This window comes from Pyxidicoccus sp. M6, from assembly GCF_055568925.1.
This window is the reverse complement of the sequence record NZ_CM145714.1, coordinates 9,828,413-9,847,974: the sequence shown is the minus strand read 5'-3', so window position 1 is coordinate 9,847,974 and position 19,562 is coordinate 9,828,413. Positions and strand designations below refer to the sequence as shown.

At 64.9% G+C, this 19,562-nt stretch carries 16 protein-coding genes; 5 read left to right on the top strand and 11 right to left on the bottom strand.

All coding sequences use genetic code 11. The features are described 5' to 3' along the window. Positions 1–56 precede the first annotated feature (56 nt). From ACVTJA_RS38575 to ACVTJA_RS38555, 5 genes are all read right to left on the bottom strand, one after another. Positions 57–1,151, bottom strand: a complete 1,095-nt coding sequence (locus ACVTJA_RS38575; protein WP_465827804.1) for a tyrosine-type recombinase/integrase — start codon at positions 1,149–1,151, stop codon at positions 57–59. Further along, on the bottom strand, positions 1,148–1,369 hold the full coding sequence (locus ACVTJA_RS38570) for a helix-turn-helix domain-containing protein (RefSeq protein ID WP_465827803.1): 222 nt from the start codon (positions 1,367–1,369) through the stop codon (positions 1,148–1,150). The genes ACVTJA_RS38575 and ACVTJA_RS38570 overlap by 4 nt, the downstream gene beginning before the upstream one ends. Then, positions 1,366–2,907: a DUF5906 domain-containing protein gene (locus tag ACVTJA_RS38565; protein WP_465827802.1), complete on the bottom strand. Its 1,542-nt coding sequence runs from the start codon at positions 2,905–2,907 to the stop codon at positions 1,366–1,368. The genes ACVTJA_RS38570 and ACVTJA_RS38565 overlap by 4 nt, the downstream gene beginning before the upstream one ends. Next, complete coding sequence (locus ACVTJA_RS38560; protein ID WP_465827800.1) at positions 2,904–3,962, bottom strand: hypothetical protein; 1,059 nt, start codon at positions 3,960–3,962, stop codon at positions 2,904–2,906. The genes ACVTJA_RS38565 and ACVTJA_RS38560 overlap by 4 nt, the downstream gene beginning before the upstream one ends. A 260-nt stretch (positions 3,963–4,222) precedes the next feature. After that, positions 4,223–4,507 (bottom strand): hypothetical protein, encoded by a 285-nt coding sequence (locus tag ACVTJA_RS38555; protein ID WP_465827799.1) that lies wholly within the window; start codon positions 4,505–4,507, stop codon positions 4,223–4,225. 989 nt (positions 4,508–5,496) lie between these two features. Here ACVTJA_RS38555 and ACVTJA_RS38550 point away from each other — a divergent pair. The 5 genes from ACVTJA_RS38550 (at position 5,497) to ACVTJA_RS38530 (ending at position 12,902) form a co-directional block, all read left to right on the top strand. Continuing rightward, entirely contained in the window at positions 5,497–6,375 is an 879-nt protein-coding gene (locus tag ACVTJA_RS38550; RefSeq protein WP_465827797.1) for a DUF2381 family protein, read from the top strand. Next, positions 6,372–8,153, top strand: a complete 1,782-nt coding sequence (locus ACVTJA_RS38545; RefSeq protein ID WP_465827796.1) for a serine/threonine protein kinase — start codon at positions 6,372–6,374, stop codon at positions 8,151–8,153. The genes ACVTJA_RS38550 and ACVTJA_RS38545 overlap by 4 nt, the downstream gene beginning before the upstream one ends. Positions 8,154–8,318: 165 nt before the next feature. Continuing rightward, positions 8,319–9,470, top strand: a complete 1,152-nt coding sequence (locus tag ACVTJA_RS38540) for a serine/threonine protein kinase (RefSeq protein WP_465827794.1) — start codon at positions 8,319–8,321, stop codon at positions 9,468–9,470. A 513-nt stretch (positions 9,471–9,983) separates the two neighbouring features. Continuing rightward, positions 9,984–10,670 (top strand): class I SAM-dependent methyltransferase, encoded by a 687-nt coding sequence (locus ACVTJA_RS38535; protein ID WP_465827792.1) that lies wholly within the window; start codon positions 9,984–9,986, stop codon positions 10,668–10,670. Positions 10,671–10,703: 33 nt separating this feature from the next. After that, a complete protein-coding gene (locus ACVTJA_RS38530; RefSeq protein WP_465827790.1) occupies positions 10,704–12,902 on the top strand; it encodes a hypothetical protein in 2,199 nt (732 codons plus the stop codon). A gap of 405 nt (positions 12,903–13,307) precedes the next feature. Here the strand turns inward: ACVTJA_RS38530 and ACVTJA_RS38525 are convergent, their stop codons facing one another. From ACVTJA_RS38525 to ACVTJA_RS38500, 6 genes are all read right to left on the bottom strand, one after another. After that, positions 13,308–14,528: a right-handed parallel beta-helix repeat-containing protein gene (locus tag ACVTJA_RS38525; RefSeq protein WP_465827788.1), complete on the bottom strand. Its 1,221-nt coding sequence runs from the start codon at positions 14,526–14,528 to the stop codon at positions 13,308–13,310. 43 nt (positions 14,529–14,571) lie between these two features. Then, entirely contained in the window at positions 14,572–16,071 is a 1,500-nt protein-coding gene (locus ACVTJA_RS38520; protein WP_465827786.1) for a caspase family protein, read from the bottom strand. Beyond that, positions 16,068–16,817 carry a hypothetical protein gene (locus ACVTJA_RS38515; protein WP_465827784.1) on the bottom strand — a complete coding sequence of 250 codons (750 nt, stop codon included), beginning with the start codon at positions 16,815–16,817 and terminating at the stop codon, positions 16,068–16,070. Before ACVTJA_RS38515 ends, ACVTJA_RS38520 begins: the two co-directional genes overlap by 4 nt. Continuing rightward, positions 16,814–17,407, bottom strand: coding sequence for an RNA polymerase sigma factor (locus tag ACVTJA_RS38510; protein WP_465840624.1), 594 nt, complete (start codon positions 17,405–17,407; stop codon positions 16,814–16,816). Before ACVTJA_RS38510 ends, ACVTJA_RS38515 begins: the two co-directional genes overlap by 4 nt. 2 nt (positions 17,408–17,409) lie before the next feature. Continuing rightward, positions 17,410–19,008 carry a discoidin domain-containing protein gene (locus ACVTJA_RS38505; RefSeq protein ID WP_465827782.1) on the bottom strand — a complete coding sequence of 533 codons (1,599 nt, stop codon included), beginning with the start codon at positions 19,006–19,008 and terminating at the stop codon, positions 17,410–17,412. Positions 19,009–19,204: 196 nt separating this feature from the next. Continuing rightward, positions 19,205–19,456: a hypothetical protein gene (locus ACVTJA_RS38500; RefSeq protein WP_465827780.1), complete on the bottom strand. Its 252-nt coding sequence runs from the start codon at positions 19,454–19,456 to the stop codon at positions 19,205–19,207. Positions 19,457–19,562: the final 106 nt, after the last annotated feature.

The following is a 19,562-nucleotide window of genomic DNA, read 5'->3' as shown; positions in this document are numbered from 1 at the left end:
CCACGACCAATGACGCTCGTTCTTCGCCCACCAGCAAGGCACTTCGCGGCCTCGGATTATGCCGTGTGCATCTCCACCACCTCCTCGATGATGACCACGCTGCGGCCGGGACGCGGCATTACTCGGAGGTCGGCATAATGGCGGAGGTCGTGCCAGGTGATGCGCCCCTGCTCGCGGCTGATGCCCGCCCGGCTCACCGCCCGCGATAGCCGGTGCTCCGTCATGCTCGCGGTGAGCGGCTGGCCGTCCGGCTGGCAGAACACGTAGGGGCCGCGCAGGTGCCGGTGCCCCTTGAGTGCGTCCACCACCGAGCCGGGAAGGTCCACCGTCCGTCCCCGTCCGCCCTTGGGCAGCCCCGTCACGCCTTGCCAGATGGAGCGCCGCACCTGGAGCTTGCCGCGCTTCAAGTCCACGTCGCTCCACTGGAGCCCGATCAGCTCCCCATGCCGCAGCCCTGTCTTGAGCGCCAACAGGACCAACGTGCGCCACTCCGGCTCGGCGGCGTTGAGCAGGCGCTCGGCTTCCTCGAAGGTGAGGAAGTCAAAGGCGGGCTTGTCCGTCTTGAAGAGCTTCACGCGCGGGACGTGTTGGAGCACGCCCTGTTCCTGAGCCAGTGCGAGCAACTTGTGCAGCACGGTCAGGACGTTGTTGATGGACTTGAGGCTCAGGAGCTTCACCCCGGAGCCCTTGCGGTTGCGCAGAGCCTCCTTCAAGGGGGCGTCCCTCCGTCCGGGAATGCCCGCTGGCTTCTTCCGCATCGCGGCCTTGAAGTCCTCGATCTCCGCTGGACCGATGGCGTCAAGAGGCGTGTTCCCGAACACGGGCAGCAGGTGGTCATCAAGAATCTGCCGCTTGGTGACGACGCTGGAGTGCTTGTTGTTGTTCTCGCTGTACGTGATGAAGCGCGGGACGAAATCCCCGAGGGTGAGGACCCGGCCCGGCTCGTTCTGCTTCTCCTTCCCGAAGGTACCGGTCAGGAGGGCTTGGCGGACTTGACGCTCGTACTCCTCAGCGCCCCGGCGGGTGTTGATGGGCGATGCCTTGCGGACTCGCTCCACCCTCCCGCTCGGGTGCTGGTACTTCACGTCCACCCACCACGCATCCTGCACCTTGCCCTCCTTCGTCTTCCACTTCCGCAGCCTGACGCTCATCGCTTCTCTCCGAGCGCAGGACCGCCGTTACCCGGCATCCAACGTAGCAAGACGACGCGGCGGATGCGGATGGATCGACCGATGAGGAGGACTCCGGGCACCTGTCCGAGCCTGATCGACTCGTAGAGCGTCTTCCGGTTCACGCGCAGGAGACCTGCGGCCTCTTCGACGGTCACGAACTCGGGCGCGCTGGAGCCCTCTGTCGTGGGCATGTTCATCGTGTGGCTCCGCTCCCGTTGGTGGGCGTAGCGTGGCCCGGCGTGGACTCGGCTGACGAGTACGAGGCGCCAGCACTCACCCCGGCAGTGCTACGTGGTCCCGTGAGAGGAACGACCTTCGATGCGAGCGCCGTTGCATCGTCGCCCGTCTGGTGCCACGGAGGAAGCCAGCCCCGCGTCTTGCTGTCGCGCTGCTCAGTCCAGCCCGCCGACTTCAGCGCGGAAAGGAAGGTCCTTTTCTGCGGCGGATGCTTCTGCCCCACCATGCGGCAAAAGCCGCAGACCGCCGCATACAGCGCGTCGTTCGTGAACGCCTTCGTCTTGCCGACCACGGGCCCCGGAGGCGCGTGCATGTTCGACGGCGCGGTGGGACTCTTCGTCGCCCAGTCGCGAAGCAGCCCGTCCCCATCTGGGCTCTCTTTGAGTTCGCGCAGGAATTGCTCCGTCACCGGCTCGCTGAGCTGCTGAAGCTCCTCACGGGAAGCGTTCGCGTGCGGCCTGCGGACTCGCCGCGCGTCCACGGCGAGGGTGACCATCGCGTGAGCGAAGGCCGCCACCTGCACCATGAACTCCGGCGTAAAGGCGTCGTCCGCACCCGGCGCGTGCAGCGACTCCAAGAACTCCCGATGCGTCATGCCGAGGTCCGGGTGCTGATACTCGGCGGGCTTGGTCTTGTTGTGGAACACCGTCCAGCGGCGGTCGTTCTCCTCGATTTCGATGGGCTTCGTTCGGTTGGTAGCGGCGAGGAGCCCGGCGCGGTTGGATGCTGGGGTTCGGGGAACGCCCTTGCTCTCCAGGAAGACCTCGCTATCGGTGATCATCGCCTTGAGCCCGTCGCCGAGCGAACCGCCGCGCTTGTGGTTGTCGAGCAGCTCGTTGGCGAAGATGAGGAGCTTCGTAGCGAAGTGGAGGTTGTAGGGCTTGGCCAGGTCCGCCTCGCCAATCTGGACGCAGTTGGAGGGCCCCAGCAGGTGCGCGAGCACGCGATAGAGCACGTTCTTTCCGGAGCCCGGGGGCCCTTGCAGAAGGATGGCGGTGCCCGGCCTGGAGCCCGGGCTCTGCACCTTGAACGCGATCCAGTTGAGCAGCCAGTCAAGGCCGGCTTCGTCTTCGGCGAGCCAGAGCAGAACGCGGCGCACGGCGGACCACTCCCCCTGAACTGGCGCGAGCGTAGGAGCCTCCCAGGTGTTGACCGCAAACGTCCCGTCCTTGCGCCTGATGAGATCGGGCGCGTTCGGCCTGCACTCAATGGCCATGACGCCCGCGCAAAGGGTCGGCACGTCGGGCGAAGCGGCCAACGGGCTGACTCCACGCGGCCACATATTTCGCGGCTCCACCAGCCCTCGCAGAATCAGGTAGTCCTCGGCCGCCTTCTGCGTCAGGAACTCCGGAGCGAAGCCGCGCCCATCGTGGCGCCGTGCAAGGTATCGCTCCAGCGGAACGACCTTCACGAGCGGCAGCTTGGCAACCTGGGCAAGCGCCGCTGCCGTATCGGCTGCGTGCGCCAGCGCGTCACCGGGATTGAGGGTCGTGCTCATTGCGCGCCCTCGTTTCGGCAGCCCGCGCTGGCCGCCAGTCCCAGAGCCCGGCGCCATTCCGCGTACTCCGCTTCCCGTTGGGCCGCTCTCTGGCGGTCCCATTGCGTGAGCTTGGCGCGAGCCCCGCGCAGCCCTCGCAGCGCTTCACTCCACACGTCACGGGAGGGCTCCAGCCGCACGAGCGCATCGAGCGAGCGGCACGCGATTTCGAGGAGGCTTGCCGAACTCTCCTCGGGCATGGCCACGCGGGCGAGCATTTCGGTCAGCTTGTTGATGCCCAGGTGCCGCTGCCCGTCGAGCATGAGCACTTCGCCCGCGTCCATCTGCGTGAGAACCGTCACGGCGTCGGGGCGCTTGAAGCGCCGGAGCCGCATGCGCACGTCGTTGGGGTCGGCCGCCCGCGAGCCGTTCACCTGTTCTTCGTTGGGCCTCTCGGCGTAGCGCGCGAAGGGCTGCCGCAGCAGGTGACCGAACTCGGCCTGCACGTCGAGCGACCGGCCTTGGTGGTGCTCCGGGGCTGGACGTGGCAGCGCGTTGGAGGGGTCCCAGCTTGGCAGGTAGTAGAGCCGCGCAACGTCCTTGCAGGAGATATCGGCCTTCAACGTGGCTTCCGTCAGGCCCCCGAGCCCCACGCACTGCATGAGGCGCGGCCAAAGGCGCTCGGACCAGCGGCTCGCCGAGCCAGCGGGCACGGGCTCGCTGAACGGGAAGACGACGCGGTAGCGGATGGGCTTCGCGGTGCGCCCGTAGGAGTGCGTCGGGTAGGCGAGGAACCACAACCCGCGACGGCGCAGGCTCGCGAGCCAGGCATCCAACGCAGCCTGCGTTTCACCGTCGAAGTCCACGATGGCCAGGGTGACGTGAGAGAAGTTCGCGTTGCGGCGGTAGGGGGCTGGCGTCGGTTGTCCATCCTTGCCCTCGTAGAGCCCATCGGCGCGGGGCGGGTGCGGCTTGGCAGGGATGATGGCGCGGCCATCCTTCTCCGGGCGCACGAGCGGATCGGCGGCGACCTCGTAAAGAGCGGCCATCAGCTCGCCCGCTGAGCCGAACTCCACGACATCCAGGCTCCCGGGAGTGAAGCGCGAGTCAGTCAGGCAGACCGTCCAGGAAGCGGGCACCTGCGCAGGGCCCGACGCTCGGTTTCCCGCGTCAACATGGGACGGCATGGGGGGAGCTGTGACGGAAGTCCCAACGCGCTGGGGCTCCGTCATTGCTCCGTCACCGTGGTTTTCACTCTGTACGTGACGGAGTGACGGAACTCTCTCTTCCTTAAGGAGAATAGAGAGAGAGGGGAAGGAGATACGAGCTGCGTCAGTCACTCCGTCACCCCCTCTCGACGTGGGGCCAGCGTAGCTGCCGGCGTCAGCGCGTTGGGGTCGGCGAGCAGGTAGACGCGTGGCACCGCACCGCGCACGCCGGGCCTGTGACGATGGGACACGCGCACCGCGCCAGTGGCCAGCAGAAGGGTCAGGGCCCGTCGAGTGAACTGCTCACCCGCGACGAGGTGCCCGCGCAGCTCCTTCACGGTGAGGCCATCAGGCCCGGCTTGGGTGAGCGCTGCAATGACGTGGGGAATGTACTTTTCGAGAACTTCAATCATGTTTGTTTTTCGTTGTTTCTCCCATCACGGTAAATGCGTGCGTTTTTTGGCCGTTGGTTCACGGGCACCGGCACCGATGGGCGAACGTGCTCCGCTCGCTCGCAACCCAAAGGGCCTAGCATTCCGCAGCCTGCTCTCGCGGTGGACGGCCCTGGGGCCCCCCCGGTTCCGATTTCCGAAGTGCGAGCACTCGGGACCGTGCTGGGCGGTCGTACACGCTGGGAAAATTTCCCAAAAACCGTGGACCCCGCTCGTTTCGCCGTTCGTCCCCCCGGAATTCTTGCCGAAACCTGCCTCTGATTGGCTGGACGTTGACGCGGCGCCGATACAAGCCGGGCAGGCAACTCGCGCTAACACGCTCCACAGGCAACTGCGCTACTGCCCTTCTTCCGGTGGCTCACGTCCGTCGCCGCGTTCCTGAGCCTCCAGGGCGCCAACGTTCTGTTCCCCGGTCAGGTCCAGCCAAGCGACGCCCGCCGCGTTCCCGGCGCCCTCCAGGGCCCCGTCGTGTCATTCCCCACTTCTCGATGCTCGTGGCGTTGGTTCCTGCGTTCCTGGAGCCCTCCAGGGCCTTTGGCTGGCCTCCGCTGGTGTCCCTCTTCCGGCCAGGTCTTCGCACCTTGGCGGCTCCACAACTCCCAGGTGCCGGCACTTCGGGCACTCTTCACCTGTCGGCTGTTCACGTGAAGGTGGGGCGTGAGGGTAACTGCCGGGAGATCGCGGTCGGTGCCGAGAGAACGCCCGCGCCGCACTGGCTGAATGAACGGCCGGGTGGGGAAATAAGCTTCTCGTCGCGCACCTGATGCCAGCGGGGCACGTCGCGACCTACAGCGTGCCGCTCGTCGGAGGGGCGTTCCTCTGGGGCGGCAAGGTGTACCGGTAGACCCTTGGGGCGAGCCGTTGCGGGCGAGACGGTGCCCCTGCGCAGGCGCAGCCGATGGTAGCGTGCTGTCTTGGGAGGTCACGCACCATTGCTGCAACCTGTTAGATTGGCCCTTGCGCTCGTGCTCGTCTGGGGGACTGCGCCGCGAGCCGATGCCGCCCCGCCGCGCACGGAGCGGAAGCGGGCCGCTTCTGTCGTCGTCAACCCGGATGCACCGTTGCCCGAGATTCGCGTCGAAGCGGCGTCGCCGACATGGCTGTACTTCCCGACCGCTATCGCGGAAAGCACACTGACGGTTGATGGGCAGCCGCGCACGGTCGATACGGCGACCGTTCCTGGGGACGGAACGAGGATTCGGGTGATCGACGTAGGCAAGCGCTCGATCATCGTTCAAGCCGTCGAGGATCTTCCGCCGGGTGAGCGCCACGAGCTGACGGTCTTCTTCGCGGACGGGCGGGCACCGGCACGGGCCGCGTTCGTGCTCGTGACCGACCCGGCCGAAGTCGACGCGCGGATCGACGTGGAGCGGCCCGAGCCGCCCGATGCAGCCTGCCCTGTCGAAGCACCGCGCCCCCCTCCGAGGCCGGAAGACTTCGTGCTGCTGGGCTACGTCGATGAGAATGGGGTCAGAACAGGCGCGGTTGGCGAGGCTCAGGATGAAGCGCGGGGATTGGAGTCAGGGCGGGGCGGCTCGTATCGCGGGGCAACGTGGGCGTTGGTGGACGTGCGGATCGTCAACGCTGCCGGTCAGCAACCATGGACGCCACGGGAGGCGACGTTTACGAGCAGGCGGGGCGTCACGCTTCGGGCTCGGGTCGTGACAGTCGGCGGCGGGGAGGTCGCGCCCGGCGGCTCGCTAAGGGTACTCGCCGTTGCGGACACGGTTCCGGCGAGCGCGGGCGAGGTTTTCTCATTGGAGGTACGCGGTTCGGGGAGCCGCAGTCTTGTGATTCCGGATGTTCGCTTTACGGAGGGCGACCGATGACTTTGAACCTGATCCGCCTGCCTTCCGGAACGGTCATCGACGGCTGGCATGTCGTGAAGGAACTCGGCAACGGCGGCTCTGCCGTCGTCTACCTCGTGGAGAAGAACGGCGAGCGATGTGCGCTCAAGCTCGCACGGCATCGTGACGCCAGCGGGGACCAGATGCAGACCCATGCCCGCATGATGCGCGAGCTGTCGATCATCACGTCGCTGAATCACCCGAACATTGTCAGTCATCGCGGGTCCGGATATGCGGAGACTGGCAACCTCTACCTTGCGCTGGAATATGTGGATGGGTGGACGCTTGGAGAGTGGAAGGAACGCAAGCACCCCACGGCGCATGAAGTTCTGCGTGTCTCCGTCAAGATTGTCTCCGCCTTGGCTTACATGCACAGGCTGGGCGTTCTTCACCGTGACTTGAAGCTGGCCAACGTCCTGATTCGCAAGAGCGACGGTGAGCCGGTCATCGTTGATTTCAGCAGTGCTACTCACGCGCTGGCTGACGATTTGACTGATGGTGGCCTGCCCCCCGGCACGGATCGTTACCGGGCCCCTGAGCAGTTCAGCTTTCTCCGAGAGCACAAAGACGAGCACCGGGCGCGGTATGCCTTCCAGGTGGCCGACGAAATCTTCGCGGTCGGAGCCATGCTCTATGAGCTGCTGACCGACCCGCGACCGACGGAGTACCGGGCACGCTGGCCGCTCAACGACATTGACATTCCGCCGGACCCGGCAAGGAGGGTGAACCCGCGAGTGCCGGAGGCGTTCAGCGACCTCGTCGAAAGCATCCTGTCCCGCGATCCCGCGCGGCGTCCGGTCGATACCGAAGTGCTTCGGCGCGAGCTTGTGGAGCTTCTGGAGGATCCGGGGCCTGACTACGCTGCGCCAGTGCATCCGCCTTCGGAGCAGCGGCAGCCTGAGCCCTCCGACGGTGAGGCGCCAGCTATGCCGGAGCCGGCGAGCAAGCCCCGTCCGCGCAAGCTGGGGGCGCTCGCGGCGGGTGCCGCTGCCGCCGTGCTTGCCGCCGTCGTGGCCCTCTGGAATGTCCCTCGGGAAGCGTCCGCGCCACCTACCGAGCCGCCCGTCGCCGCGCGCCCGGTGCTCCCTCGCGTCCCTTCCGTGCCCCCCAAGACAGTCTCGCCTGATATGTCAGCCCCCGCCCCCATCGTTCCGGGAGACGCAGGTTCGTCACCTGCCGCCGTTCAGGAGGAAGCTTCCGTGAAGACCCAGCGACCCGAACCCTCGAAGCAGGCGCGAGCCGGACGTGTCCAAAAGGCGCCCCCCTTGCCGGACGTGTGCAAGGCGCTGCCGCTCGCCGCCGCCCTTGCGATGGGGTGTCCAGGCGTCCAGGTCAGGCCCGAACCTTTCTCGTGTCCATCGGGCGCGCAGGAGGCTATGAGCGAAGAGCTAGGGTGGCGGGTCGACGGGGAGCGGTTTGAACTCGTGATCGACGACCGGAAGGGACGCGAGGAAGACCCGTGGTTTCCCGCTGGCGCTGACGTGGTGGGCGTCGTCCCGAAGGGCGTGGGCGACCCCCGGCAATTGCAGGTTGCGCCCCCGGGCACGCGGTTTCTTGGCGGGAAGGTCTATCTCATTCCCGAAAAGACGCGCGGAGGGGCTCCCGGGAGTGTGATCGTGAAATATGACCGCGTGAAGGTGCCTGGAAAGGACGAGCTGCCCGTGTGCTTCGTGGTGGATTTGTCCGCCCAAGCGCTGAAGGACACTGCGGCGAAGGCTCGCAATTGGGGCACCGGCAAGCCTGTTTCTGAGTGGCCCTGAGCGTTCCCCGCAGGGTGACGTGGCGGGTAGGTGGTCGGTTTTCGGCCGATGCCACGACTTCGGCACACCACCCTGTGAGGGGGTTCCCTTCCGTCCCATCCCCTGGGTAACGTGCTCCTGCGTCGCGTCGGCCCGGAGCCTGCGCGAGTGGCGGGAGGACCGAGGATGCCGGCAATCGACTTCAAGCTCCCCAGAGGAGCAATCCTGTTCACCGATGACGAGTTCGCTTACGAGTTCCGCGAAGACCTGGGAGAGGCCCACCACGGGCTGAGCCTCTTCGTCGCGCGGCGCCGGACGATGGAGGGGAATAACCCCCGGGGGAAGGTGCTGCTCAAGGCGGTAGGCAGGGCGACCGCTGAGGAGGGGGCGCGCGTCAAGCGTGCAAGGGCGAAGCTGGAAGAGCAGGTCCGCCTGGCAACGTACCTCCAGCACCCGGGCATCCTCCGCGTCCACGGTCTACGCAAGACGGAAGGGGCTTGGTACGTCATCACCGAGCACCCGTCCGGACATACCCTCAACGATCACTTGTCCGTTGTTTCAGAGTGCCGACGCTGGTTCTCGCCCCTGTTTTCGCTGTACGTCGGCGCGCAGGTGGCGAGCGCCCTTGAGCACGCGCACACGGCAACGGACGAGAATGGGAATCCGCTCGGCATCGTCCACCGGGCCATCGACTTGGATCACGTCTTCATGGACTGGGACGGCACGGTGCAGGTCGCGGACTTTGGGCTCGCGCTCTCCAACTTGCCGGGACGCGTGGCGTCCACCGTGGCCCGCCCGCAGGCGGATACCTATTTCTCCTCTCCGGAAATGCTGCTGACTGGCCGCGTCGATGCGCGCTCGGACCTCTACACGCTGGGCCTCGTCATGCTCGAACTGGCGACGGGGAAAAACCTGCTCGACGCGCCCGACGGGGTTCCCGATGCGGTCAAGGCGAGGCTGTCGCGGCGGCAGCTCCAGCGGGTCAATCGAGCGCTCAGGCGTGCCCGGCTTGCCGGCTGGGGCCCCGCGATGGACGCGGTCATCTGGCGCGCGGCGACCTACGCACCGGAAGACGTGGACGCGATGACGGCGAGTCTTCCCGAACTGCTGCGGGTGCCGCTGTGCAAGCTGCTCCAGCGGGAGCCTGCCGCGCGCTACCAGTCGGCGGGAGAGCTGGCGGCAGACCTGCGTCGGTGGCACGGCGAGGCTTACGGCAAGCGCGATGCGGCTGCCGAGGTAAGGCGCGCCGCGAAGGACGCAAGCGAGACGTTGGTGGAGTTGGACCTTCGGGGGCCCCATGGTCACGGGCGCACCTTGGACGACATCACGACGCGGTAGGCGCGCTCGTCCGGTGCCTACAGGCCCAGCAGAATCAGCCCCAGACTCTGGATGTCAGGAGCCGAATAAGAGGAGCGCGCCCAGGCCAGCCAAAAGGATCGCGACTCTTGGTTGCTCCGGACTGGCCGCTTGCGGCCGGTTGCCTAATGCTGCGGGCGGATGGGCAAGGGCGCAGAACCATTCAGATTTCGGCGTAGCCGCCCCTTGATGCTCCCTCTGCGCCGACTCCCGGTCTGATCGAGACTGCGACCCGAAGCGGTGACCTGCGTGTGAGCCGAAGGGGCGGCCCCTCACAGTTGCTTCAGGCTGCTCCAGATCGCTACTGGTGCGAATCCTGACTCCGCTGACGCACTGGCCCGCTAGACTGTGGATTCGGCTAGGACTGTCCCAGTCTCAAACTGCCTCTCAAAGCTCCCTCAACTCGGCATTGCCTGGTTAAATTAGGTTTCCGTCGTTGAATCTGAATCCGGTGCACATCCAACTCCAAGTACCTTCTAGTCTGGCCTGCATCTTATGAAGACTCTGCGAAAATTTCCTGGCCATGTTGGCTACGACACTCGGATTGATTGGCATTCGCCAGAACTGGCTGCTCTTGTCGCCGCAGGGGTGCTTCCGCGTGGACGAGCCCTTGACATGGGATGTGGTCACGGGACCGAGAGTTTATTTCTTGCTGCGATGGGGTGGAGAGTACTGGGCATCGACCTTGATAAGGATGGCACCGCGCTGCGGTTGGCAAGAGAGCGTGGGAGAAAGCTGCCCAAAAAGGCCCAGGCAAACCTGCGTTTTGCACGGGCGGATGCACTTCGATTCCGAGAAGATGCTCCTGGAACATTCGATGTGGTGATTGATCGATTGCTAACCGTGAACCTCAGAGGCAAAAGCATACTGCGTGCTTTGCGGTCTGCTGCATATGCACTGCGCGAAGGAGGGATTTTTGTACTTCGGATTGGGATTTCTGCTCATCCCGTTCCAGTTGAATTTGACCCCCTAGATTCCTTTTCCGAAGGAGATGACGATTTAGTCCCCAAGATGGCTGGCGACTTCGTTGCACGACACTTCGAGAACTTCAAACCCTTTCGCTCGAAGATGATTGGCTATCGCGGACTTGTGACTCCATACCAGGATAGCGGATTTCTCGTGACTGGGAGTATTGCCATGGGCATCATGATCTTAAAGCGAAACGGGAAGCGAGTCGCCTAAGAACGCCGCAGCCTTGCTGTTACTGGAGAGGCAATGACAGCTTCAAATGAAGAAGATACGCTGAATGAAGAAGATACGCTTGATCCTCTCGACAAACTGGTGGCAGCCCTTGATTGGGCTGGCTGTGCCAAGAAAGTTGACATCTCAGATCCCGACGAAGTTGAGCATATTGCCGAGTTGTTCAACCGGAGCACTCAACTTGTGCAGCGGTATCCGAAGGCAAGCTTGGTCAAGAGGCGGGAAGCGTTTGTTACCGCGCTATTGGCGGCGCTTGAGAATGCTGGACTTCGCGATCGTGCTCAAGAGATTCAGAATAGGCTTGCCGAGGGAAGGCGCTTCGAAGCCTGCTTTCGAGAGCTTCTATCGACCTTGCCAAAAACTGCCCCCGGACGCCTTCCCGTCGACCGTCATGTTTGGGCTGTGATCGTTCGGATGGGCCGCCAAGTTCGGCATATCGAGGACGATCTTCAGCAACACATCCAGAAACAAATACGTGAGAACCGCCGTATTTTTGACCCTGCATCAATGCTCGTTGAGGGAGACGGAGGGGGCTTGTACCGGCCTGATTCCGTTCTTGGTAAACTTGCAGAGGTTACTGCCTCATCAATCACGATGCTGGCGATTAACAATGGGTGGATCGACAGCGAAGATCGAGTTGTTGTTCCGGCGCGTGTTGACACCTCTGAAGAGGATGTCTATGCAGTTGGCATTACTGAGTATCTTGGCAATGCCTGGAGCAACATAGAGTATAGTGAAGAGCAGTGGCGCTTTTTCGGCGGAACAGTCTCGGATGGCGAAATGTCGTCTGTCGACCTTGACGGAAGCAAGAAAACGCTAAAGAGCGTCGTGTTCAAGCCGAATTTTACGGCCTTAGATCTCATGGATCACATCGCCTCGGAACGTCTAGACCGCTATGTCCTAGACAACTTGGCCGATCTTGCCTTCATGGCCAATGTGGATAAACGCATTCCGCCTGATGGGCAGGCCGTTGCGCCAGCACCGCAGCAATACGTATCTAAGGAAGAGGCATTCTCCGCAATTGGCCTTTGCAACCTTTTGCACTTCAATGTGTTGGAGGATTCAAATAGCTATGGCGGCTTGCGATTTGCAGAGTGGATTAGAGGCTATGCGTGGCTACAGAAACGAGCATCGCGTGCATCCGAGAAACTCGTAGACGAAATCTCCGAGTCGGAAGCACTACAGGAACTGCAACAAGTAGGAATGTCGTCCGAGGCGTCCGCCCGATTCGTACACTTGGTCACGCTTTCAAAAGGGCGAAGTGACCTGTTTGATACTCCCTTGATACGAGTGCAAGGCGGTTCGTTCGTCTATCACACTGGCATCGTCAAGACGATCAATCTGCCTCGGGTTGTGCTCTCACGGCTTTCGCTGTTGCAAGTATCGATCAGTCCGAAGGGCACTGCGTTCGAAGAAGCGACACTGAAGTTGCTCAATGGCGCAAAGCTAAATGCCAAGTCCTTCAGCTTCAGTCGTGACGACAAGACGTATCAGTATGATGCAGCTTTCGTGTGGGATGATATTTTATTTGTTTTTGAATGTAAGAGCTACTCCCTCCCATTGCGCAGGCCGATGGCGCTTTTCTGGTTCGGGGAGAAAATGGCCAAGGCGGTTAAGCAGGTTCAGCGGCTTGCGTCAGGCGCGGAAAAATATCCAGACGCAATCCGAGCTCAGCTCGGGACGAATGTGACTTGGAAGTCTGTTGTGCCGTGCGTCATGAACTCACTCCCATGGAGTCTGGGAAAGCTGAAAAGCGGGGCATACATCGTAGACTATTCTTCTGTTGGGAGATTCCTCCAGTCGCAAACGCTATTTGTTAAGGTCCCGGTACAGATTGAGGACACAAAAATACTTGTGCGTCACCATCTGAAGGAACTCTGGCCCAGTACTGGGCCGACTGCTAAGCATTTCCTTGATGAGATGGATGTGCCCTGGCAGTTGAAGAGCGTAGGCACTGGGTTTAAGGCTGTTGTTGGCCAGATTCCTCTGTCTGACTCGCTCGCCTTTGAGGGAGCCTATCTTCGAAAGACTGAACATGACATGCAACGCTACCTGGGCGCTGCTGGTGTCCCTGATCCTACGAACGATCTCGATGTGATTAGTGAACAACTGACCAAGGTGCGGCAAAAGCTTAAGGAGGCTAACGCTAAGCGCAAGGTCAAGGCGCCGAAGAAGAAGAAAAAGACTCAAGGGCGCCGTCGCAAGGGCAAGTAGTGGCGGTTACCCCATAAGGACGGGTAGTTGGTCAATGCGGTCACTGCATAAGACGAACTATAGGAACACCGCCTGCTGACCTCGGCTCGGCGCACTCACAGGCCGCTCTCATGAGGCGCTTCTCATCATCGTCCATGCGGAGAACTGGCAGGAAAGGGGCGCATGTGCCCCCAGTGTGCCCCTCCAGCGTGGTTCGAGGCGGCACACCGGGGGACGGAGTGGGACGAGGCGGGATGACGGACCCGAGGGAAATCAAGGCGATAGCGGGTAACAGCGCGTCCTGCTTGGGGTTTGCTATCGCCCTGCCCACGGGTTCAAGTCCCGTACTCCTCGCTTCGGAGAGGGCTCCAAGTCCACGAGACTTGGGGCCTTTTTCGTTTCCGCTGTCCGCCGTAACTGCGCCGGTCAACGGCCCTCGAATGCTCCGAGGTCGCCGTGCGGCGGATCACCCGCGCCCGTATCTGGAACCTCCGGATCATCCCATCGAGGACGTCCGTCGGCATCAACTCCCGGAGCCCCGTCGGCGAGCGCGGCGTCGATGCCCGGGCTGCCCGGGGCCAGGTGGAAGTCGCGGCTTGCCGCATCCATGAACAAGGGCGCACGGGCCAGGTCGTGCGCTCCCGAGACGTTGCCGCCGCCCACCAGGTTGTAGTCCTCGAACGCGTACGCGGCCGCCCTGGCGCTCCGGCCGTCGAGCGTCTGGAGGATGTTGTTCTGCAGCACCACTCCCACGGTGGCCGGCCCCGACTCGTCGTTGAGATCGATGCCGCCCTTACCGTTGCTCCAAACGGTGTTGTTCAGGATCCGCGCCGCCGGCACGTTGGCGAGGTCCACCGCCCAGTAGAGAAAGCCGGTGAACAGGTTGTTCTCCAGCCGCAGGCCCTCGATGCCGTGCAGCCAGACCGGGCCGCCGGCCCCGTGGACCCGGTTTGCTCGCAGCGTCACGTCACGGGACTCCGTGATGAAGAAAGGCTGGGCACTGTCCGGAAGCTGATTGCCTTCCACCGTGAGGTCTCGAGCGCTGGCGATGCGAACCCCGACTTCCTCCAGGCGGAGGAAGCGGTTCTCCAGGAGGCGGATCCCGGCGCCCCCCTCATCGGCAATGAAGCCACGCCCCGAGACGCCATCTCCATCCTCGTGGAGATCATGGACGGTGCAGCGAACGAGCGAGAAGTCTTCGACTGGCGCCTCCACGTGCACCCCCGCCGCCGGCGTTTCCGAGGTGATGTCGCAATCGGAGAAGGAGACGTGGGAGACGCCCGCCTTGATTGAGATCGGGCCCGTGAAGTGGAGTCCCTGGAACCGGAGGTATTGCTGGCTCTCCAGAACGACCCCGGCGATCTCCGCTCGCTCCAGGGGATAGGGTTGGAGGACCAGCTCAGCGCTTCGGGCGCTCGGCGTCCGAGCCATCAGGGCAGGGTAGGCACCGCCACGGAGCCATACCGACCAGCCGCGCGGCGCGGCCTCGAGCGCGCGGGGGATGGTGCACCACGGCGTCTGGGATGAGAGGGCCTGCTCCGCGGAGAAGGCGTCGTCGCACCGGCCCCCGAGCGAGCTCCCATCCACGATGAGCGCATGGGCCGGAAGCTGACTCGCGCGCAAGCCAACCTCGTCGATGAAGGTCATCTGGCAGCCGGCGAGAGCCAGTGCCCACGCGGCAAGGAGCGCTCTAGAAGCCATAACCCAGGGCCAGGGCGGTGGTCAGTCCGGGGCGGAGCTTCCACTGCCGGTTGATGGGCACAGCCAGCGCCGCGCCAGACACTTCCAGCGCAAGCCGCGCCTCGTTGCCCAGTCGGAGAGAGACGCCTGCCACCGCGCCGGCACTCCAGATGGGGGCCGACCAGCGCGCCTCCGAGGTCTTCTGCGAGGCCCAGGTGCCGCCCAGCTCCGGCCCCACCTCGAGGAGGATGCGCCCGACGCCCACGCCATGGAGGCCCGCGGCCGCCACGCTGAATCCCCGGAGCCGGTACTGGAGCACGCCCTTCCTGCCCTCGTGGTCGAACGCGTCGAGCCTCAAGCGGAGCCGAGCCCCGCCCACGAAGCGGCTCATCCCCACGCGACCGGCGAAGCTGGCCCCGAAGCCGGGCAGAAGCCCAGTGATGAGCGCGCCACCGGCCAGCACCTCCACCGTCTCACCTCCCTTGGCGGCCGCCTCCTCGGGCCCGAGCGCCACCAGGCCGTCGAGCTGTCGTGTCTCCCCGGCCGCCAACACCACCTGCCCTCCCGTCCGGCGCTTCCCCTCCCGGCGCTGCACCTCGTAGCGCCCCGCGGGAAGTCCCAGCGTGAGCCCCTGGGGGCTTCCTGGAATCTCCGCGAGAACGCCGGGCCCTCCACGCACCAGGTACAGCCCGGAGGCATCCTTCGGCAGTACGAGCCGAGACTCCGCCCGCCGCAGGTCGCTCAGCACCACATCTCCCCGGCCCGACATCTTCACGTCGTACGTCGGGTGTTGAGCCCCGCGCACGGTGGCGGCGGTGTCGATGACGGTCTGGTGGGAGGTGTACCTGAAGGCCTCGGTGAGGGTGACCGTGCCGTCTCCATCACTGTCTCCAGCGCCCCGGAGCGCCACCTCGAGGTGATGGCTGAAGAAGCTTCCTTCCAGGGCCGCGGACTCCTGCGCCGCCTCGCCCATGGCCGTGGAGGCGACAAAGGCCACGCCCCTGACCGCGTCCCCCGGAGCCAGCAGCGGAAAGTCGAGAGAGGGAAGGGCGCGGGTCCCCTTGACCTGCGTCAGCGCACCGGACTGGCACGCGTCCACCAGCACCACCTTCGCTGCCGCGGAGGAGCGGGTGGTCAGGCCCCGCAGCTCGTCAAAGCTCATCCGCTCGCGCCCCAGCTCGAGCGCCGCCGCGTCGGCGTGGCCGGAGTAGTAGAAGACCAACAGCGACCGCTCTCGGGCAGGCGACCGGGCAATGCGCTGCTCGAGCTGGGCCAGCGCCTGCCGGACTCCCTGTGCCCCCTGGCCGCGCAGCACCACCACCTGCTCCGCGGGAAATCCTCCCAGCTCCACCAGGGCGCGCGCGACCCTGTCCGCGTCGCGCTCCGCGAACCAGAGCCGGGACCGTTGGGGTGCCCCCTCGTCGTTCCCCACCACCAGGGCGTACCGCGGCGCGGGTCCTGCCGGGGCGGTGCTCAGGAGCGCAGCCGAGAGGAACGCCAGGAGCGTCATCCACGCTTCTCCACGAGGATGCTCGCCTGCGCTACACCGACTGGAAGGCCTCGAACGTCACGCTTCTGCCGGACGCTGTCCGCGCCGGGTGGGGAGAAGGTCCGCCGAACGGCCTCTTCCACCGCGGACCAGGAGAGGGGCTCCGGGCTGCAGAGCGCAACGAATCGTTCCGGCCCCGCCACACCGTCCAACTGACCGCCACCGGAGACCGGGCCCGAGGCCTGTGTCGAAGCTCCGCCGTCTCCGTCAGCGGGGGAGATGCGAGAGAGCTGCCCGGCGGCATCGACGGAGACGATCCAGAGATGGCACGGCCGATCGATAGCCACCGAGAAGCGGACGCGGGCGTCACTCGGGAGCTCGGCGCCGTCGGCCGCGTGGCGGGAACCTCCCTGGACCTCGGTGAAGACCTCCAGCGAGAAGCCCGCTCCCTTTACGCCTACGTAATCGGAGGGCGGGGCGATGGGCCGCGAAAGCACCGCGATCAGCGCCACCGCCAACCCCATGGCCGGAAGTGCCAGTGCCATGATGGGCCACCTCGGCCACTTCCACCGGGAAGCGGAGGCGGCCTCCACCGCCGCATCGATGGTGCCGGGCATGACATGGCGGCGGAACGATGCATCCTCTTCCCGCATGCGCGCCACCTGGTTGCCGCACTCGGGGCAGGACTCGATGTGCGCGCGCGCGGCGGCCGTGGCAGGCGCCAGCACGTACTGCTCGAGGGCGACTCGCGAAGGACAGGCCGTCATGCGTTCCCCCCATTCAACAACGCTCGCGCCTGCGCGAGAAACTGCTCCAGCTTGCGGGCCACCGTCCGGCGAGAGAGGCCCAGAATCCCAGCGAGCTCGGTCTGCTCGATGCCATCCACCAGGACGCCCACGGCCACCACGCACGTGGTCTCATCGAAGCGACTCAGGAGCTGCTGCGTCAGCTTCCGCGCCGAGAAGGTCTCGGGCGCCACGGTGGAGGCGACGTCGAGAGACAGCTGGTTCAGCTTTCCCCGGTGAAGCTGGGCGTTCCGCACCCGGTTCAGACAATGGTGTGTCGCCACGCGGTAGATCCACGCCGCGGCGTGCTCGCGGTCCTGGAGCCGCCGGGCAGAGCACAGCTTCACGAAGACCTCATGCGTGGCGTCCCGGGCCTCCTCCGGGTCGCGGAGAACGGCCAGGCACTGACGATGGATCGCCGGAGCGAAGTCCCGATAGAGCGAGGCGATCTCCTCGCGGTTGCCTTTCCACGACGTACCGATGGGTGGGTCCTCACGAAAGAGTATAGGGGAGGCGCGGGGCTCGAGTCCCCGCGCCTCCGGTCCGCCAGCCAGCCGCCTGGCGCCCTTCACCGTCAACGAATACCGATGTCCGTACCGTCCGAGGCCGCGCTCTTTCCGGGTGACCCCGTCGCGAGGCGGAAGCCGGAGTAGTCCGTGGGCTGGGTTCCCCCCACGAACACCGGGACGCCGGTCAGCTCGCCACTCTGGGCGCCCTGCCGGAGGAGGTTGTGGTGGCGCTCCGCCACGGTGGAGCCGTTGGACACCGAGATTTCGGTCGCCACGTTGTCGACAATCACCGTGCCCCGCCCGGCGTCGTCCGCCGTCTTGCGAGTGATGTCGATGATTCCGCAGGGGAGGTTGTAGGCGCAGGCCCCATGCATCAGCGTGTTGTGGCGGATGATGGAACCGTCATCCGAGTAGAGCTCGATGGCCCACGGGCGGCCGCGCAGATCCAGCACGTTGTCTTCGATGACCGCGCGCTCGACACCGTCGAAGGCGACGATGCCCGTAACGCAGTTGAGGAAGTAGTTCCCTCGAACCACCGCGCCCGGCGCTCCGAGCAGTTGGACCGAGTCGGTGTGGTTGGGGCCGTTCTCCTGGATGTCCTTGAACTGATTGTTGAGGATGTTGACCCCTACTCCCGTCTGGATGCCGTCCGCGTCGCCACCCTCGAAACGCGAGTTCTGGATGGTGACGCCGGAGTGTGTCGCGCTGCTGTAGGGCAGGTGGATGCGTGCCGGAACGGAGCCCGTGGGGGCGTTGATGTTGAGGTGGCTGTTGTTGTCGAACAGGATGTTGGAGTTGGCCACCCCGTCAATCGTCGCCGCGCCCGTGAAGCGGCTCCCCGTGATGGTCACGTTGCGGGTCGAGCCCAGCAGCGTGGCAGAGGTGATGGTGAGCCCTTCGAGACGGACGTTGTTCGCGCCGTTGAAGCGGAGCGCCAGGGTGGCGGTGGCTCCGCTCTGGGGCTTGACGGTCACCACTCCAGGCTTGGCGCCCGCGGTGAACGTGCCGTAGCTCCCGGTGGCCAGGCAGAGGGTCTGCCCGGCGGTGGCCGCGCTCCACTGGCTCGCCAGCGTCGCCGCGTTGGTGGCGGTCCGGTCGCAGGTGCCGGAAGGCGGAGGCGGCGTCGTCGTGCCGGAGCCCTGGACTCCGAGCTCGCTCACCGAGGCCCACAGGTTGTCGGTGTTGCCGTTGACCGTCACGCGAACGTAGCGGGCGGTGCCATCCGGGATGTCATAGGTCTCGAGCGCGGCGGAGGCTCCGCTCGACTGGCCCGAGAAGACCTCGGTGAAGGTCGAGCCATCCTCGGAGACGGAAATGGTGAAGGTGTTGCGGCGCAGGTCGCCGCGGTACCAGGCCACGGACACGGAGCAGACGGTCTTCGTCGAGCCGAGATCGGCGGTGATGAACTGCCCGGCACCATAGGACGACCAGCGCGTGGACAGCAGGCCGTCGAGGACATTCTGGGGCACGTTTCCATCGTCGCCGCTGGCCGTCACGCCGGTGGGCACCACCGTGGCACAGCTCTCGACGAGGCCCAGTTGCTGTGTCTCCTCGTGGCCCTCGCGGGGGGAGCCTTCGCCGCCACAACCCCAGGCAAGCCACGAGAAGGCGAGCATGAGGGCCGTGCTGGCGCTGCGTCCTGAACGACTGAATCTGGGTTGCATGTGCATCTCCCTTTCCGGTTGCGGGGAGAAACACACGCGAGCGCGGCCAGATGTGACACGCGACGAGGAACCCGAGGAAAAACAAGGGGCTCAGCCCGAAGTAGCGACGACCTACCCGGGTATAAATCGGCGTCATTTATGCCCGGGTAGAATTCGCGAGACGGCGCGTGTGCTTCGTCCCGGAGGAGCGTCGCGCTCAGCAGTACTTCTTGAACAACGCAACGCAGTTGAGCGCGTGCTGGAAGGAGGTGCACTGACCGTTGTTGGAACATTCAACGTTGCCGGTGGTGGGCGACTTGCACCAGTCGATGTAGACTTTGCAGCCGACCCCGCTGGCGGTGACGTTCCCCGTCTCGTCCTCCTGTCCCTCCATCTCGAACGATTCCTCGCCTCCTCCACAACCCACGAGCGCAGCGGCGACCATCGACAGCAACACATACTTTTTCATGAGGTGCTCTCCAGTGTTTGTGTCTCAGTGGAGCTACGGCTCTGCCCTCCGTGGGCAGAACCGTGTCTCAATGTGGAGAGGCGCGAAGACGAGAGCCGGCCCAGAA